At 36.7% G+C, this 17,931-nt stretch carries 19 protein-coding genes; 16 read left to right on the top strand and 3 right to left on the bottom strand.

The genetic code is table 11. The features are described from left to right. Positions 1 to 28 precede the first annotated feature (28 nt). The 16 genes from KYG33_RS09255 (at position 29) to KYG33_RS09180 (ending at position 14,890) form a co-directional block, all read left to right on the top strand. Complete coding sequence (locus tag KYG33_RS09255; protein ID WP_077418159.1) at positions 29 to 307, top strand: DUF2752 domain-containing protein; 279 nt, start codon at positions 29 to 31, stop codon at positions 305 to 307. Positions 308 to 594: 287 nt separating this feature from the next. Next, positions 595 to 999, top strand: coding sequence for a type VI secretion system tube protein TssD (gene tssD, locus KYG33_RS09250; RefSeq protein ID WP_077418161.1), 405 nt, complete (start codon positions 595 to 597; stop codon positions 997 to 999). Positions 1,000 to 1,149: 150 nt separating this feature from the next. Beyond that, the gene (locus tag KYG33_RS09245; protein ID WP_180564372.1) at positions 1,150 to 3,081 is read left to right on the top strand and encodes a type VI secretion system Vgr family protein; all 1,932 of its coding nucleotides are present in this window, start codon (positions 1,150 to 1,152) and stop codon (positions 3,079 to 3,081) included. Position 3,082: 1 nt separating this feature from the next. Next, positions 3,083 to 3,253, top strand: coding sequence for a hypothetical protein (locus KYG33_RS09240; RefSeq protein WP_156106421.1), 171 nt, complete (start codon positions 3,083 to 3,085; stop codon positions 3,251 to 3,253). 64 nt (positions 3,254 to 3,317) lie between these two features. Further along, on the top strand, positions 3,318 to 4,295 hold the full coding sequence (locus KYG33_RS09235; RefSeq protein WP_219073120.1) for a DUF2931 family protein: 978 nt from the start codon (positions 3,318 to 3,320) through the stop codon (positions 4,293 to 4,295). Positions 4,296 to 4,326: 31 nt separating this feature from the next. Further along, a complete protein-coding gene (locus KYG33_RS09230; protein WP_077418167.1) occupies positions 4,327 to 5,742 on the top strand; it encodes a T6SS phospholipase effector Tle1-like catalytic domain-containing protein in 1,416 nt (471 codons plus the stop codon). A gap of 43 nt (positions 5,743 to 5,785) precedes the next feature. Then, a complete protein-coding gene (locus tag KYG33_RS09225) occupies positions 5,786 to 6,829 on the top strand; it encodes a hypothetical protein (RefSeq protein ID WP_219073119.1) in 1,044 nt (347 codons plus the stop codon). 29 nt (positions 6,830 to 6,858) lie between these two features. Further along, complete coding sequence (locus tag KYG33_RS09220) at positions 6,859 to 7,347, top strand: DUF4280 domain-containing protein (RefSeq protein ID WP_077418171.1); 489 nt, start codon at positions 6,859 to 6,861, stop codon at positions 7,345 to 7,347. An 11-nt stretch (positions 7,348 to 7,358) separates the two neighbouring features. Next, positions 7,359 to 10,019 carry an OmpA family protein gene (locus KYG33_RS09215; RefSeq protein ID WP_077418173.1) on the top strand — a complete coding sequence of 887 codons (2,661 nt, stop codon included), beginning with the start codon at positions 7,359 to 7,361 and terminating at the stop codon, positions 10,017 to 10,019. 8 nt (positions 10,020 to 10,027) lie between these two features. Then, positions 10,028 to 10,843: a hypothetical protein gene (locus KYG33_RS09210; RefSeq protein ID WP_257468972.1), complete on the top strand. Its 816-nt coding sequence runs from the start codon at positions 10,028 to 10,030 to the stop codon at positions 10,841 to 10,843. A 9-nt stretch (positions 10,844 to 10,852) separates the two neighbouring features. Next, positions 10,853 to 11,506, top strand: a complete 654-nt coding sequence (locus KYG33_RS09205) for a hypothetical protein (protein WP_219073118.1) — start codon at positions 10,853 to 10,855, stop codon at positions 11,504 to 11,506. 69 nt (positions 11,507 to 11,575) lie between these two features. Further along, a complete protein-coding gene (locus KYG33_RS09200; RefSeq protein WP_219073117.1) occupies positions 11,576 to 12,226 on the top strand; it encodes a hypothetical protein in 651 nt (216 codons plus the stop codon). Between the two features lie 81 nt (positions 12,227 to 12,307). After that, a complete protein-coding gene (locus KYG33_RS09195; protein WP_219073116.1) occupies positions 12,308 to 13,090 on the top strand; it encodes a hypothetical protein in 783 nt (260 codons plus the stop codon). Next, positions 13,090 to 13,650 (top strand): LemA family protein, encoded by a 561-nt coding sequence (locus KYG33_RS09190; RefSeq protein WP_077418182.1) that lies wholly within the window; start codon positions 13,090 to 13,092, stop codon positions 13,648 to 13,650. The genes KYG33_RS09195 and KYG33_RS09190 overlap by 1 nt, the downstream gene beginning before the upstream one ends. Further along, positions 13,616 to 14,011, top strand: a complete 396-nt coding sequence (locus tag KYG33_RS09185) for a hypothetical protein (protein WP_219073115.1) — start codon at positions 13,616 to 13,618, stop codon at positions 14,009 to 14,011. The genes KYG33_RS09190 and KYG33_RS09185 overlap by 35 nt, the downstream gene beginning before the upstream one ends. Before the next feature lie 162 nt (positions 14,012 to 14,173). Next, positions 14,174 to 14,890, top strand: a complete 717-nt coding sequence (locus tag KYG33_RS09180) for a hypothetical protein (protein ID WP_077418186.1) — start codon at positions 14,174 to 14,176, stop codon at positions 14,888 to 14,890. A gap of 176 nt (positions 14,891 to 15,066) precedes the next feature. Here KYG33_RS09180 and KYG33_RS09175 read toward each other — a convergent pair whose 3' ends face one another. The 3 genes from KYG33_RS09175 to KYG33_RS09165 form a co-directional block, all read right to left on the bottom strand. Further along, positions 15,067 to 16,857, bottom strand: a complete 1,791-nt coding sequence (locus tag KYG33_RS09175) for an endonuclease (RefSeq protein ID WP_219073114.1) — start codon at positions 16,855 to 16,857, stop codon at positions 15,067 to 15,069. Between the two features lie 343 nt (positions 16,858 to 17,200). After that, a complete protein-coding gene (locus KYG33_RS09170) occupies positions 17,201 to 17,728 on the bottom strand; it encodes a DUF4136 domain-containing protein (RefSeq protein ID WP_047387292.1) in 528 nt (175 codons plus the stop codon). A gap of 1 nt (position 17,729) precedes the next feature. Next, the gene (locus KYG33_RS09165) at positions 17,730 to 17,912 is read right to left on the bottom strand and encodes a DUF5522 domain-containing protein (protein ID WP_034745671.1); all 183 of its coding nucleotides are present in this window, start codon (positions 17,910 to 17,912) and stop codon (positions 17,730 to 17,732) included. Positions 17,913 to 17,931 lie beyond the last annotated feature (19 nt).

Genomic DNA, 17,931 nt, shown 5'->3' with positions numbered 1-17,931 from the left:
TACAGAAATAGTTGACAAAACCACAGTAATGGATATCGAAGACTTTATGCTTACCTGCCCCAGCAAAAAATTCCTTGGAGTGGAATGCCTGGGATGCGGCGCCCAGAGAGCAATTGTATTGGTGTTTGAAGGAAAGTTTTCTGAAGCTTTTCACATGTATCCTGCCGTATATACCTTATTATTGTTTTTTTTTACCCTGGGCCTGAGTTTTATCGACAAAAAAAGAAAATACAGCAATATTTTAATGGGTATGGTAATCATTAACCTTATTATTATGGTAATTGGGTATGGATATAAACACTATTGATGTCACAAAAAAATGCTAAATGATTGATATTGAATAAAGTGATTGTTTTTGGTTTCCTGTGCATGTGGGATTATAAAGGATTTTGTAGAAAAATTTCAATTAAAAACAAGGTAATTTAGTTTAAAATTCTAAAATTGATTTTTAATTCAAAATTTGATAAATGTCGTAGAACTACTACAATTTATGAAACAGTGCCATAAAAACTTTTTAAATTAGAACATGAAGTCTATCTTTGTTATATAAATCCTATATCTGGGAACAGTTGTTAATGATTAAAATTTAAGAATATGGCAGGAAATTCAAGAGGAATCTTAAAATTCAATGGAGGAGAAGGTCAAAAGTTATTAAAGCTTAACTACAGCGTATCAAGATCTACAGACATATCAGGACGTGTAGCATCTGATCCGTCAAACGCATTGATTAAAGTAACTATTGAAGCAACAGAAAAATCTGATGTTTTAGAAAGTTTGCTGAACAGTAAATATAAACCTACAAGCGGAGAAATAAACTTCAATAAATCTCACGAAGAAGGAACATTGATTTCTTTGAAATGGGAAAACGGATATGTTATCCAGCATGAAGTAGACTTTGATGCAATAGACAGTAACAATATGCTGATCAGCTTTGTAGTAAGTGCTGAAAGCATTACATATGGAAACTCATCTTATGACGGACTTTGGCCAATGAGCTAGGTCTTTCATGAGTAAAAGATAAAAGACTGTCCTTAAATAAGACGGTCTTTTTTTACCTTAGACTATATTCAGTGGGAGCTTTTGTTTTTATTTTTAAATTCCCGTCCTGTTGAATAAACGGTTAGAAAATTAATCAAATCACTAAAAAATATGTCAAATACACCTGGAAAATCACAAGCGACGTCTTTTCGTCCTACGCAGAATGCAGATGGTATTTCCGAAAACCATCATACAGGTATCAACCGTTTGGTAAAACTTTCTCTTGTCATAGAAGGGAAGATTATCAAGTATTATAAGCATTTTAAGCTTAAACAAAGCACCAGAAGACACCACGAATTTACACTGACACTGGCACATGATACCCTGGGAGACAGACAGACCCATTCATTGGAAGAAGCCAATAAGTTCCTTGGAAAAAGACTTACAGCTGTTATTTCCTATAAAGATATAGACAACAGTCCTGAAAGAACCTTTGTAGGAGTGATTACCGGAGTAGGATTCAGCCAGGAACAAATGAGCCTAGGAAACATTGTGCTTACCGGATACAGTCCTACCATTCTCCTTGACGGAGCACCACATATCCAGAGTTTTGGAGGTACGCAGTCTGTAAATGTAGGAATCATTGCAGAAGAAGTGATTAAACAGGGAATTGACAAAAGCCGTTTTGATATCAGGGTAGATGCGAATAACTTTTCCCAAATCATCTACAGCAGCCAGTATGATGAAACCCATTACAACTATCTGGCAAGAATGGCTGAAGCTTATGGTGAACAGTTCTACTATGACGGTGAAGTCTTACACTTCGGAAAACTTCCTGCTCAGAACAAGCCCATAACCCTTACCTACGGAAGCAGTGCCAATGATATAAAAGTGGAATTGAAAGCAGTACATACCAAACCACAATTTTACGGTTACAACAGTAATAAAAATGAAAGACTGACTTCCGGTTCAACCCCGATCAAACATGTGAGTGATCTGGCAAAAACAGCATACAGTCATAACGAATCTATTTATAAAACCCCGGCTTTACAGATGGCTCCCATCAAAGCTACCACACATCTTGACGTTGAATACTCTCAGAAAAGTGCATCAGGAAGCGAAGCTGTCAACGTTTTTTCCGTTTCAGGAAATACAACAGTTCCTTTCCTGCATCCAGGATGTGTAGCAGATGTGCAGATGCGTAAACAGGATTCTAATGAAACTTCTTATTTCACCAGAATCATGATTACAGAAGCAGAACATGAAATTGACACAATAGGTCATTACAATGGAAGCTTCATAGGGATAGCAGCAGACACTGGCTTTCTTCCAAAACCGGAATATACCCTTCCAAAAGCTGAACCACAGACTGCAACGGTAATTTCTAATACAGATCCCGAAGGACAGGGAAGAATACAGGTGAGATTTGACTGGCAGACCAATGATACCACTCACTTTATCCGTATGATGAGCCCTGATGCAGGGGGAACAGACCAGATTACCCAAAACCGCGGATATGTAGCTATTCCGGAAGTGGGAGATCAGGTGATGGTTAATTTTGTTCACAGCCATCCGGACAGACCCTTCGTAATGGGAGGAATGTTCCATGGAGGAATCGCTTTAGGAGGTGGTGTAAACAATCATCTGAAATCTATCCAAACCAGAAGTGGAATCAGAATTTTAATGAATGATGAAGAAGGTAGTGTAACCATTCTGGATCCGAGTGGCAATACTTATTTCATGGACGGACAGGGCAATATCAGTATGAAAGCACCTAAAAACTTTACTTTAAATGCTGGTGACAATATCAATATCACAGCAGGAAAAGAAATTTCAATAGGAGCTGGAGCAAGTATTACCAGTACTGCAAATGACAATATTGTTTCTATAGCAGGAAAAGATATGAAACTTACGGCTTCAGGAGACATTACGGAAGCTTCCGATACCCGAACAGAAATGATTGAAAAAGAATTCAAGAGACAATCTGAAACATCCAATGAAATAGCAGGTGAAATTTCTATGTTCAGCGAACTGGAAAATATGACCATGCAGAGTGGAAAGATAGTAGAATTCAACAGCGCTGAAAAATCAAAACTTTTCTGATATGGCCATCATAAAAACAGCAACCAATCTGCGCATAACAGTAAAAGATTCCTATCACCTGAGTGTAGGAAAAAAGGTTGAAAAAATAGCAAAGAAAATCAATGTGGAAGCACACAGAGATAATCTGGTTTTAGCGAGTAACAAGAAGATTATGTCCCATGGTCATAAGTAAATATAACATACTGATTCTTTTTATAGTATGCTGTTTCTCATTAACGAATTGTCAGAATAAAAAAATGGAAGAAAAATACAGTTGGCTGGGAACCGTTTCTGCCCCACAGGAATATCCAATGGAAGTGTATGAAGGAGCTATTGTGGCTGATGATTTCACCTACAGTTTTGATGCGATCTGGGGAACACAGAATACAGGATGGGGAAAAGAAGGAGGAACGATGAACGTAACCACCGAAAGAATGAATGCTCCCCATGAGCTGGAGTTCACATGGTACTCGTTGGTAGAAAAAAAATTCTATACCGGAAAATGGAACCTGGACAAAGAAAAGATAAAAAGCCTTTTTGATGAAGGATTTGTAGATCAGGATACGAAAAAAAAATCTACATACAACTCATTTGTCGTAGGATTAGCTCCACAGGGCAGAGTGGTGATTTGGATGAAGGGTGCTGGTAACCAGAGAGAAATAGGTGCTTTCCAGGCTCACGATACTGTTATTACCAAAGAAAAAGCATATGATAATGCTCAGTATATGCTGAAAGAAGGTTTTGCAGACAGAATGCTGAAAGATCCTTCTTACAAGACATTCAAGCCAGAAATTCGTGAGAAAATTGAAAAAGAAGGATATCCTGCAGCGGACATCTATACAACCTACAGAGAAAAATACAACTGGAAACCTTCAGTAGTTCTTCCTGAAGGAGCAGTATGGATAGATTTTGGTTTTACCAATTATAACGGAGAACAGGAAAATCTTTTTGATCAGAGTTTGAAAGATAATACCTATAAAAGCAGAGCGGTACCAAGATTCTGTGGTTTTTACTGGAAAGATAAAAATAACAACAGGTATGCAGTATGGATAGACGCTTTTGATGATAAAGAAATATTTGATTTGTTTCAAAAATTAGGGAAGGATAAAAACATTAATCTTACCATTAAAGTCAATGAAGACAATACAAATGTTTTGGTATCCTTAGAATCTGAAAAAGAAAAACTGGCCGTTACCAAAGCAAAAATAAGGGTATCCCGAAAGATAGAATCATAGCGTTCACTCAGTCAATTTAAAAACAAGAACTATGCACAACAATCAATTTGGAAGTTATACACCATCTGTATCCAAAGAGGAAGTACTGGATATTACCATTGGGATTTTTTTTGACGGAACCCTGAATAATAAAACCAATACAGACGAAAGAAAGAGAGAGACTGATGCCCATAAAAAACATGGTGGTAAATCTACAGACAATACCAGTTACAACAATGACTGGAGTAATGTAGCCCGTATGTGGGATAACTATGATAAAAACTTTGGAATCTATATAGAAGGCATCGGTACTCAGGATAAAGAAGGAGATGCTACGTTGGGATATGCTTTTGGAACAGGAGAAACCGGGATCAGATCGAAGGTAAGAAAAGGCTGCGAAGAAATTGTAAAAAAGGTAAAAACCATTAAAGCAGAAAAGAAAGCTGATAAAATTGCTGTGCTTACTTTTGATGTTTTCGGATTCAGCCGTGGAGCTGCTGCTGCCCGTAATTTTGTATACGAAATTGGAAAAGCAAAATATAAAGCCACCTCACGTACAGTTGCCAACGAAGCCGTTTCCGTTACTACTTATTCAGACGACGATGGAAAAGGGGTAGCTTCAGAAGAACTTCCAAAATGGGGACATTTAGGCCTTAAACTTGAAGAAGCAGGATTAAAAGTAGATGTTTTAAAAGTAAGATTCCTGGGAATTTACGATACCGTTTCTTCCTATTCAAAATACCTGTCACCAGTACCTAATTTCAGCAATGACGTTGAAGAACTGAGCCTGAATGATATCGGAAAAGCACAGACAGTAGTTCACTTTACTGCAGAAGATGAACACAGGGAAAATTTTGACCTTACGAGAGTACATATCGGAACTGAAAAAACATTCCCCGGGGTACACTGTGATGTAGGTGGAGCTTACGAAAACGGACAGGAAACGTGGGAAGAAGTTGAAACTTCATGGACTACCAGTACCAAATTAAAAGCATTAAAAACAGAGCTTGAAACAGAAGGATGGTATCATAAAGATGAGCTCACCATTACCCCCGGATTCTATTTATCACTAAGAGGAACACGCAAGCTGCTGAAGACATACAGCTACATTCCTTTGCATTTTATGGCGGAATATGGCATTGATAAAAATCTTCCTATAACCATAAAGAAACTGACAGACGATAAATATTCTATTTTGGATGATCAGTTTTTAATAGGAATAAAAGACCGTCTCAGAACTTACGTGATGGGAGATGGCAAGCCTTACTCTTTCAAACATTATAAAGCCCTGCGGGATGCCTATGGAGGAAACGAAATCCCGGAAAACCGTCAGACAGCTTATCAGAAAGAAGTAAAGGAACAGGATGATTTAAGAAAACTTCGCCATGAATATCTTCACTGGTCAGCAAGAAGAGAAGGTATTGGTATGGATCCAAGACCTAACAGAACAAGGGTTATTCATTTTTAATAAAATATCAAATAAAGAAAAAAATTGAAGCAGGAACATTTTTATGCAGAAATATAATATACATACCGTTCAGAAAGATGAAACTTTAAAAAGTATAGCCTCGCTGTACGGACTGGATAAAGATGCATTAAAACTCTTCCACAATAATCATTGCGATGTTAAGGATATGATCCTGATCAACCTTAACGGGCAGAAAGAACTTTTTATTCCGAGAACGGCAGTTGCAGATAAAAACAATTTGGTGAAATTCGGAAGAGGAAATAATCTCGTTTTTCAGCCGGAAATTTCAGTACGGAAATACAGTGTTGTCATTACCATTGAAAAAGGAGATGATAAAAGCGAATTAAAATATGAAACCTCAGTTCGCTGGCTGAAAACAGAAAAAGGACACCACTTTTTTGAGATAGACAGAACATCTAATCTTTATCTCAATGAAGAAGAAGTCAATGAAATTGCAGATCTGCTGGCGTACAGAACCTCTGAGATTTTATATCCTTTACAGATCAGTACAGATGAACAGGGGAAATTTGAAGCAGTAGAAAATGCTGAGGTATTTATCAAAAGATGGCCGGCTGTAAAAGAAGAATTATATAAAGAATTTGAGGGCGAAACCGTAGACGAATACTGCGGAAAGATTGAAAAAGTAATCAGCCAGCCTGAAGCAATAGATCTTTACCTTAAAAATGATTATTTCATCCGGGCTTTGTTCTTTGGGATTTACCAACGTTTCGGAACGGATTATACGACAGAAATGACATCAACTTTTCCGGTAGTGGACAACGCTATTGAACCCAAATACAAAATTAAGCTGCAAACAGATCCGATAAAAGGAGAAACAGGTCTGATTACTGTAGAAGGATCAGGGAAATTATATGAAGAAAGAGACATTGATGATTTTATAAGAAGATCACCTTTTTCATTGATTATAGAAGACGAACCTGTGATGAATGAACAAGGAACTTTCAGACTCATAAGCTATATGAAAGGAGAAACTTCACTTCCGGAATCTCTTTATCTGGAATGCAGTATCATGCTGCAGGAAGAAAAAAAGATTTCAGTATCAGTTTCAGGAATTGATAAAAACTAAATTACCATTTCACTAAAGATAAAATTAATATGGCAGAAAAACATATTGTAGTACAGGGCGCCATGTGCAAATGCCAGTTCGGGCAGGCTCCGGACAAGCTGAAAGTACTTACACACCAAAAAGAATATGCCAATGATAAAAGCGCTTCCAAAAAACTCATCGTCACCACGAAAGAAATAGGAGCAGCTACATTTGAAAAAAACACATTCGGAAACTGTACCAAAATGGGAGTTCCGCCGCCACCTTGCAAGATCATGGTTACAGAATGGCAGAAGTTTTATGATAAAGTACAGCTCAGCAATGGCGGATATATAATTGTAGAAGACAGCAAAGCCGTATGTGCTATTGCCGGAACTCCATGCATTGAGATTATAGACCACGGGCAGAGAGCAGAAGCCAGCCAGCAGAACTTTAAAAATGCAGATAAAGACGTCCAGCAGCAGATCAATCCGTTGGTGGATTCCGAAGAAATGTATAACGAACAGCCTTCGGGAGGAGGTCAGGATGGTGCAATCTAAATGATACAAAAATGGCAAAAGGCGTAAAGAAAATAAAAGTTGTAAGTGGGCTTTATTACCCTAAAATGTCTGTATTAGGACAAAGGGTTACGATAAAGCCGGATCAGTGGGTGCAGTTTGGAGTGGGCGAATGGTTACCAGGCACTACAGATGCAGACAAAAAGAAACCTCTCACCTGGATGAGGCAGAACAACAGTAAAAAAATTATCATCAATCAGATAACCTCTGCTACCGGATATAAGTTTTTAATAGGAAAACAGTTCTGTGGAAGCTATCAGTTTTATATTGAAGCCAGTCTGTCAGGAGTGAGAGACCCAAAAAATGATACAGGAATATATGTAAAAGGCTGGTGTGATCCCAAAATTGTAAGCAGTAAATGGTCTACACAGAAAAACAGCAAGAGTATTAAAAACAACAAAAAGGCAGAGTATATTTCCTACGGACACATTGTTCACCTGAACCTGATGACAGAAGGGCTGAACGGAAATACACTCAGTATTGAGCTATGGAACCAGCAGTCTGCAAAAAAAGATAAACTGGTACACACCTACAACAATGTACAGGTAATAGATGGTGAGGTAAATGTGAAAATGGAGAATACTTTTGCATGGATGTCCTATGTAGACAACATTCAGAATGTGGAAGAATTCTACGTTAAAGTAAAAGATACTGCATCAAAACAATACATCAAAGACAAGCTGGGTGATGATCTTCATGCCATCTATCTGAATGTAAAGAATAAAATAGCCACTACCAATACCAACGGAGCTCAGAATCAGACACCAACCAAAGTCTATAAACCGGATGTAAACTCTGTAAGACTAGAGCCGTGCAAATTTGAAGTGATAAAGATTACTGAAAATGAAACAAAGGACGGTCAGGCCAGCAATACAACCGTTAAAGTCTTTGACAACGGGAATGGTGTCAAACTGATAAAATCTGCTGCATTACAGGAGCATATTCAAAGAACGATTTTTTATAAATTTGATTCCACAGTCATTGACAAAGACGGAGTCGCAATTCTGAATAATGTACTCAAATTCCTTCTGGAGCATAAAGATTCCACAATGAATCTCAGTGGCTATGCCTGCGTTATAGGAAAAGAAAATTATAACAGAGGACTTTCCCAAAGAAGAGCAGACGTTGTCAAAAAATTCTTTGCAGACGGAGGGTTAGATCCCAGAAGAATAATCTCAGTAGGAAAAGGAGAAGTAGATCCTACCGATGATAAAATGGGAAGAGATAATATTAAATATAAAAATGAGAAAGACTACGAAAACAACCGTAGAGTAGATATCTCATTTGTATTCAATGCCCATGATGCACAAACGGTAAACTATGAAGTGACAGCTCCCAGCGTGTCTACAAAGAAAAATCTGATCATTGATATTACAGGTTTTCAAACCAATGAATGTTTCAGAGACAGTAAAGGAAAACATAAAAAACAAGCTCTGATTGTAGACGTAGGGCAGGCAATAGATAAAGGAGATACGGTGAAAACATTTACTACTCCTTCATTTAGTTATGGTGTATATTCAAACCTGTCCAGAGTCAATGTTTATCCAATAGAATATATTTGGCCTTCAGCAACCAATCCGAATCAGTTTCATTTGCATGTTCATAGCTGTAGATATTTTAGTAACGAAAAAAGAACTACAGTACTGATCAAAGCTTATCCCGATATTAAATGGGAACTCGCTCTTGAGTTTTTGGTGAATGTTTCCAATTATAAAGCGGCCAATATGCCGCCTGGATCTGTTTATGCAAAACACCAGGAAAAATCCAGGCAGGCAGGATACAACAGAATGAGAATGAATGAAACCGGAAAAGTTCCGATTTCAATAGGAGTAGGACTATCTGCTGAATGGGATGCCGGGAGAGAAAAGAGAAGCTTTACTAATGAATTTGCAGATAAAATTAAACTGGTAGCAAGAATGATTGCCACTGCTGTAAATATTGTCCAAAATGCAATCAACTATGCTCAAAGTGCGGCAAAAGAAACAGCAATACCGGTAGGTTTCAATATGAGATATCCAAAATTTACAGTCGTAGGAAAATGGTATCTGGAAAGAGTAAACGAAAGAAATACACTCAGCGTAATTGGTGAAGTAGGCTTTGGCTTTAAACCCTTGATCGGAGCTGAAGTAGTCATAGATATTCTGGGAGCTGCTATTGCTGCAGCCTCTTATGGAGCTACAGGAAATCCAGCTGCCGCAAGAATTATTAATAAATTCCGTGGAGGATTAGAAAAACTAGGAGCTTCGGTAACCTTTACAGCAACGTTCTATGGTGAATTGGAAATAATGGTAGATGCCCTGAAAATTGACAGCATCAACGGGATCAATATGCAGGGGAAAACCACTATTGGAGGGAAAATGGGAGCCACCATTGAACTCAGTGTAAGTGTCGAAATCGGAACAGTAAAAGGAACCAAATCAAAACCGATTATGACTTTTAAAGCCGCTGCAAAAGCCGATTCTTACTTTGGAGGAGATATTGTACTGGATTCCGATTCTAAAGGATTATTCATACAGCCGATCCTGAAATTCTCAGGAGTAGTTCTTTCAGTAGAAATAGAAGGAGAAGTCGGCTGGTGGAAAAGTAATTTTAAAGTAGAAGAAAAAGCAATAAAAGAAGAAACTTTCTACCTGGAAAAAAAATATTTAACTTAAATTGACGTATGCATAATTTAAAAAAAACATTATATTCTGTATATCCGAGACTGTACTGCTCAGGCACCATCTATATAAATGATGTTCCTGTCATAGACTGGTACGGAGACGAAACAAAAGAAGGAGGATTCGGAGGTGATACTATGATCAATCAGGCATTGCTTCAGAGTGGGAAATATAAAGTGACCGGGAAAATGTATCCTCGCTTAGGAAAAAATATCTTGGATGAAGATGATATGATGTCCATCGATTTCTTCTGTGCAGAGCTTGATAACTGGAAGGCTTCACGATCTGCTTTTCATCCCAAAATAGAATCTCCATGGGACGGTCTGAGTGACAATATCAAATATCCTCATTTTGAAATCGCAGGTGAAATAGAAGTCGAGCTTCCTTTTGTACTGGATGGATGGCAAAATTCAGTAGATTTGAAAGACATCAAAGAAGAAGACCTTTTCAGTGATGTTTTTAAATATTATAAGCAGATCAGAACAGTACTTCAAAGCCATAATGCCGAAAAATATCTGGAAATGTCACAGGACAAAATGAAACTGCAGGAACAAGCTTTATATTATACAGAAGAAAGAAAGAAACGCTTTGTGGAAAGCGCAGGACAATTATTTTCTCAGAACCTGGAAGTGGAAGAACTTCATGAATCAGATCTGCAGCTTGAGATAATGGGATATGGGAAATTAGTAAGGCTGATGAGAAAAGACGGCTCACAACCATTGCAATTCAAAAGCCCCGATATTGAAAAACAAAGTAATATAGAAATGGAAGTGAAACTTCATATGAGAACAAAAGAAAAAGGGTTCAGTATTATTTAATCATTGAAAATGACTTTTTTAGGATATTTTACAGCAATTATTATCATATTTTCTCTGTATAAAGGATATAAAATCTTCACGAAATTTGCTGCGAACAGAGATCAGTCAGGAAAAAAAGAAGGTCTTTTTGAGAAAGCCTTCCTTCTTTTTATCATTTCAATCATTATTATTTCTGTTAATGCAATGACATTGGTACTTTCATACACCTTTTTCTGGGAAAAGGCTTACAGAACCTTTGATGAGCCGCAATATGAAGCAACAGTAGTGGGATACAAAAAAGAAACTACAAAGTTTAAAAACTTTTCAACCTCTACCTACAGAGATAAGGTGATTTTCTTTCCGAAAGTAGAATATACAGGCGCCAATGGGGAAAAGGTAACAAAAACACTGGATATTACAAGTGATCATCCACCTGCTATGGGACAGAAACTAAAGATAACAGATAAAGCAGGGAAGGATAGTATAAATGCTCTTCAGCTGGATTGGGTAATGTTTGCTGCAGGTTGTATTTTTACAGGATTTGCTGCATTTTTTGCTTCATTAATTTCTACCTACACCACATCATATCCCATGAAAAAAAGAATAGCCCTGTCCTCCAGACTTGCATTATTGCTTATTTTCATTAATATTTCCTGTATAGTATTCATATATTTGAAATCATAAAGAATAGTTTAAAAACAAACATATAATAAAAAATAGCGAATTATAGTAATCATCAAAATATAAAATAGTATGAAAAAAGCGAGAGTTCTGATATTGATTTTTGTAGTATTGATCAATATCTGTTGTGGAAATAAATCATTTGACCTTTCATCAGTTTCATTAGGCGATGACGCAAAAAAATATGACTTTGAAAACAAAGATTTATTTATGAAAGATGCCGCAAAAGTAGACATCATTCAATACTATGCTGATGAAAACAAAGGAATAACGTATGGAAATATACCCTTAGATAATACGATGGGTACAAGAATTACAGTATACAAAGGAAAAGTAGGGGCTGTTGACACCAATGCTGCCGAAAAATACTCTTTGGAATTTGTAGAAAAAATAGTAAAAAAACATGGAAATCCTACAGCTTCTATCACGGATAAAGCAACTGTAGATATCAAACTTGTAAAACCTATTTTTGAAAAATTGAAAAAACTTTCTCCCGAAAAAGTTTCATGGGATCAAAATCAAAAAAATGCCTTTACTTATCCAACTTCTTTCTTCTGGGATGATGGAAAAAATTATTCCATACTAAGTATTTCCATTGAAGATGATGGGAAAATAAGAAATAAATACATTTCCGTGACCAAAGAAGCTTACCGTAATAATGCCGTGTTCGGGTTAAAATATCCCACGCCTCCGGCCTCTCCGTGGTATAAATACATGAACTAAATGAATCTGATGTAATTTAGGGAAAAGTAAAAATATCGGAATAACAGTCATGTATTTTTCCTGGATTTGAGAACAGAACAGATGGGAATAAAAAAAGAAAGGCCGTACATTGCATATATCATTTTAGGAATAATAGCCGTATGCTTTATTTATTTTATTCTATGGGTTATTTTCAAGGACAAAATGCCACTGCATGAATATGCTTATGAAATTGCAAATAATTATGACAGCTATGCCGAAAAAGCCATCATTCTTATTCCTTTATTATTTTTTATATTCATATTTATCATAGTAATGAAGCCTAATGCTGCAAAACGTTTTTTACGTCTGCAGTCCTCTCTTCCCACCTCAAAGATCCATTCCGTAGCCAAAGGAGTAGTAGAGATTGAAGGTAGCCTGATCATGAAAAATCCCTTATCTTCACCGGTGAAGAATGAAGAATGCATTGGATATTATTATACCATCGAAAATATTGGGCGAGACTCAGACGGTAAAGAAACATACAGCACCATTCACAGGGAAACCCAATGTAATATTTTTCAGATGAAAGATGATACAGGAATTATAGAAGTAGAACCTGAAGGAATAGAACTGGTTTTGTTGGGAGAAACCAATATAAGCAGCCACGGAGGGAAAAGATACAAAGAAACCCTTATAAAAGACGGGCAGAAAATGCTTTTGGTGGGATATGCCGATTCTAAAAACGGGACACCTTTCATTAGAAAAGACGACTATTATAAAGTTCTCGGGATTACTTCATCATCAGGAATCAGTGTTTGGAACAAATATCAGCCATTGCTGAGGTCATTTATGTTTACCTGTTCCATCATCCTTTTAATAATTATTTATATACTCATACAATAATGAATCAGACGGTCGCAATCATATTACTTATCCTGTTAGGAGTAGTTATTATCAGTTTTTTGATCAATCTGTATAACAAATTGGTCATGCTCAAATTTAATGTTGAAAAAGCTTACGGAAATATTGATGTGGTGCTGAAACAACGTGCAGATGAGATTCCCAATCTTGTCACCGTAGCCAAACACTTTATGAATTATGAGGAAAAGCTTCTGGCCCGCCTTACAGAGCTCAGAACTTTTTACAATAACAGTACGGATGCAGATAAAAGAACCGAAATTGCCAACGAAACCTCAAAAGCACTCTCTTCATTCTTTGCAGTTTCAGAGAACTATCCCGAGCTGAAATCTAATAATAACTTCCTGGAGCTGCAAAAAAGAGTTTCCGATCTGGAAAACAAAATAGCAGACAGAAGAGAATTTTTTAATGACAGTATTAACCTTTATAACATAGGAATCCATGAATTTCCCAATGTTATACTGGCGAAAATGTTAGGATATAAAGATAAGACTTTACTGGAGGTAACCAATGCCGAGAAACATTATGATGGGGTTCAGTTTTAACACCTTCTTCGGACTGGAGGACAGAATTACAGATTATCCTGAAGTTGTTATCTTCGGGGCGATGTTCGTACCTCTGCTATTATTTATCCCCGTTGCCCTGATAGGCTGGATGTTCAGAAAGCTTAAATTCAATATGTACATCATTCATGTGTTGATGTATACATTGCTTTTTACTTTTATATTTGGAGCGATCACCATATTTGTACTTTTCTTTATTACAGACAAAAATGGATTGAAATTAGCATATTGCTGGCTTACCGTCTTTACCGGAATGTTTATTTTCAGTTTAATCAATGCCAATACCATTACTAAAATGTTTACCGATTGGTCTAAAATAATTAAAGACAAACAGAATCAGTAATTTTGGATTAAAATATCCCACATCTCCGGCTTCTCCGTGGTATAAGTATATGAATTAAAAATAAGCCTTTAAAAGGATGAAGAAATAAAAAAACAGATTCTGGATACTTGAATCCACTTTTTTCTGTTTTATTATTGAGAACTGCTTACTAACACTAACATTATGAAAGGATTGAAATATATAGTACTGTCAATGATCTGTTGGGGACTTGCTTCATGCGGCCATCAGAAAAATAAAGAAACTGAAGCTTTGGTTGAAACACAGGGAAGTACGCAGACAGAACCCTTTAATCTTGCCAAAATTACTGTAGGTCAGAATATTAATGAAATTTTAAAATCTGCCGGAGCAACAGCCAAAGAAGCCGTACGTAGCAGTGAAGTTACCCTCATCGGAAATGAAAAACTGGCTTTTTCATCAAAAGAACTATTACACTTCAACGGAATAGATCTGGAAGGAAAGTATAATAAAAATACCAATAAAGTAATTTTACACTTCGGAAAGGTTGATCAGGAAATAGGTCCTCTTGCCAATGAAAAAGAAGATGAATTGGGAATGTATCAGCTTGATATTTATACAGAGCAGGAAAAAACTGCACTTCTGGATAATCTGAACAAAACACTTCAGAAACCCAGCTTTGATACCATACGTGAAGGTTTTGAATCAGAAGTTAGAGATAATGAAATCATCCAGACGCATAACAAACTCAGACAGGAAGTGGCGATCTGGAGAAACAAAGATATACTCTATTACTACTGCGAAACCAAAATAGATAACAGACCGGACGAATACCGCTGCAATCTCTTTGTATTTAAAAATAAAGAATGGAAAGACCTTCTGAAAGGATCGGGATATCCGGATCTGGATAAAATCTCTCTATAACATTCGCTTAGTCAAATCAGCTTGCTGATCCTTCTTTGCTCTTTAAAAATAAAACATTAAAAAATAAAATCTCTGCGTTAAAAAATCCTGTCAATTAAAAAAATGTTGAGTTTTAAAAACATAAAATGCCAGTCTAAAAAGACCGGCATTTTTTTATATTTAAATAAGTATTTGAATTATTTTACCAAAAACTGCATCGTAACCTGATCCAGTTTCAGAATATAAACTCCCTGACCAAGATTTATGGTTCTGATAGAATTTCCATTTCTGAAAGGTTGGTCAATCGTCTGAAGAACTTTCCCCTGTAGGGTATAAATCTCAGCTTTTCTTACCTTCTGAAGATCTCCTTTTACAAAAATCTCCTGGTTGGTAATAGGATTAGGAGAGATTTTAAAACTGTTAGAAGTTGTTTCTACAGCCGTATTTTGAGCCATTCTTGCACTTGATCCGGAATAGCATGTCCATGCAAGATCATCAATAGCCACTCTGTTACTTGTTGAATTATTAACCAGGCTTACCACTACATTCCCGGAAAGGTTGATATTGTTGATAGTAGTAGTTGTAGATGAAGTACTGTAAGGAACAGTTCCTACGGTTGTTCCGTTTACTTTTACATCAAAAGTTCCATTTGTTCCTGAGAATTTAAGCTGTGTAGTTACTGTTAAAGAACCAATACCGTTTGCTGAACTGCCGGAAGTTAAAGACCCGTTTCTTACTGTAATAGCTTTATTGTTAATAGTCTGATCAGTTCTTGCATCCGTTGCTGTCCATGAGATTCCTCCATTGCTCCATGTTCTGGTTGTATAGGTAGAATTGGCTGCAGGAATGGTTTCAAAAGTTTCATTGGCACAGTTGGTTCCTGGAGTAGTACCTCCTGAATTGGTGGTACCGGAAACCGTTGAGCTGTTTGATGACGAATTTCCTGCTGCATCCTTCGCTACAACATAGAAGCTGTAAGTAGTAGAAGGAGTCAGTCCTGAAATAGTCGTTGAGGTTGAGCTTACCGTAGTTTTCAGATTTCCATCCATATAAACGTTATAAGCTGTTACACCTACGTTATCTGTAGAGGCATTCCAGGCAAGAGAAATACTGCTGGAAGTTTTCCCTGAAACAGTAAGCCCTGTTGCTGTGGTTGGAGCCTGAGTATCACCTGAAGGCTGTTGAGAACCCCAGATAAGGTTTACATAATTCGGATTGTCAATAAATGGATTTCTGTTACCCTGGAAAGTATAAGATGCATTATTTCTTTTGATCTCAGCCTGGGAAACGGGATCCTGATTGTGCCAAGCCAGAAGAACATTCAGTTCCCATGTCTGCAGTCCCGGGAATGTAGAACTTCCTAACATGTTTCCTGAGGAAAAAGAAGAAAGTTTACTCTGATAACGGGTTACAAAATAGAAAATCATACGGGCCACATCTCCTTTAAACTCATCAATCGGCTCAAAAACTGTCCCCGAATATCCTGAAGAAGCTGACGTTCCAAGCTTTGAACCATTCTGTGAAGTAAAAGAAGCACTTCCTACCTTTCCGAAAGGATAATTACTTCTCATTCCGTTTACTTTTCCATCTGTAGCTCTGATGAAATTAACGTCAGAAACCATTGGTGAAGCTTCATTAAAGAGACTTTGAGGAACAATATGCTCTCTGTTATAGCAATTTCCTTCCGTAGAATATGTTCCACACTGGTTGGTCCCCGGAGTATACTTATAAGGATCTGTGCCTGAAGGTTTTTCAGAGTAAATATCAAGAATAGAACCGTCATTCTCATAATCCTTATCAATATCAGTGGTTTTATACGCAGTCCATAGTCCACTGTAACCTTTGTCCATATGTCCGTTGGTGATAATACTGCTTAATTCAGTTTTCAGTGCTGCGCCACTCAGTACGTTGGCAGAATTGTAGTATCCTGCAGGAGCCTGAGCGTAGGCGAGTCCTGCAAATAGAGAAAATAAAATAACTTTTTTCATATAATATTAAGTTTAAGCAAGAATAACACATTTTTGTGAATAAAAAATTAAGTGAGCGTTAATTTTAAATGTACAGCATGTTAGTAATGATGAATTATAAGTTATAAATTATTTTTCTATTAATAAGTGATTGTCTTTTAGTTCAATAGGAGTGGGCTTTAGCCCGCTTATCAAAATCAATATTCATTTGGCTTCAGCCAAAACTTAAAACTTAATAATCCTACTCATAAAAATACATAAAAATTGATTTGTGAAAATCTGTTTTATCTATGGAAAAACGGAATAATTACTTATAAAAAAAGCCAGTACAAAAATACTGGCTTATATAATGGATGACTTAATTTTATTTTCTTTGTGGCGGATAATTTTTCATAATCTCAGCCATGATTTCAGGAATCTGTCTTTGTTTCGCCTTTGGAGAATCTACAGAAATTCCACTTCCGATACCCTGCCAAACCAATTTGTTGGTTTTTGAATCAATAAGGTCTACGATCAGTGCGCCTTCATTATAATTTGAAGTCCATGTTCTGCTCATTCCAACACCCCATCCGAATGGTCCACCCCATCCCCACATACCGTAAGGTGAAGAAGAATTGATATCTGTAACCTTTTTATGATTCGCTTTTACGTTGATAATCAGATCAGGATTTTCTCCGGATTGAAGCCCTTTGCTCTGAAGCTGTTTAGACAGTTCATTCAGGACTCTGTCTTTATCAATATCATTCAATTTTAGATCATCAATTCTTATTTTATACGTTTTGAAAGAATTGAAATTGGCGGTTTCAGCATAATCTGAACGTACCTGAAAAGGGCTACAAGAAGTTAAACCTAATGTAGCAGATGCCAACAAAATAAAAATATATTTTTTCATTTTATTTATTTTTTTTATCATTTTTAATGAATGTATCAGTCTTTTTATCGTACCCGTAAGGACAGTGTCTGCAGCCGCTTTTACAGCAATGACCTCTTTTCAGATGGAATTTTTCTGTAAAAACCTTGTACCCCTGTTCATTATAGTAGAAGTCTTCACCTTCTTTGATGTCATAATGGGCCATAAGTTAAATGCTAGTCAAA

The sequence above is a fragment of the Chryseobacterium sp. D764 genome (assembly GCF_019317325.1).
Classification (GTDB): domain Bacteria; phylum Bacteroidota; class Bacteroidia; order Flavobacteriales; family Weeksellaceae; genus Chryseobacterium.
This window is presented reverse-complemented; position numbering and strand designations above follow the sequence as displayed.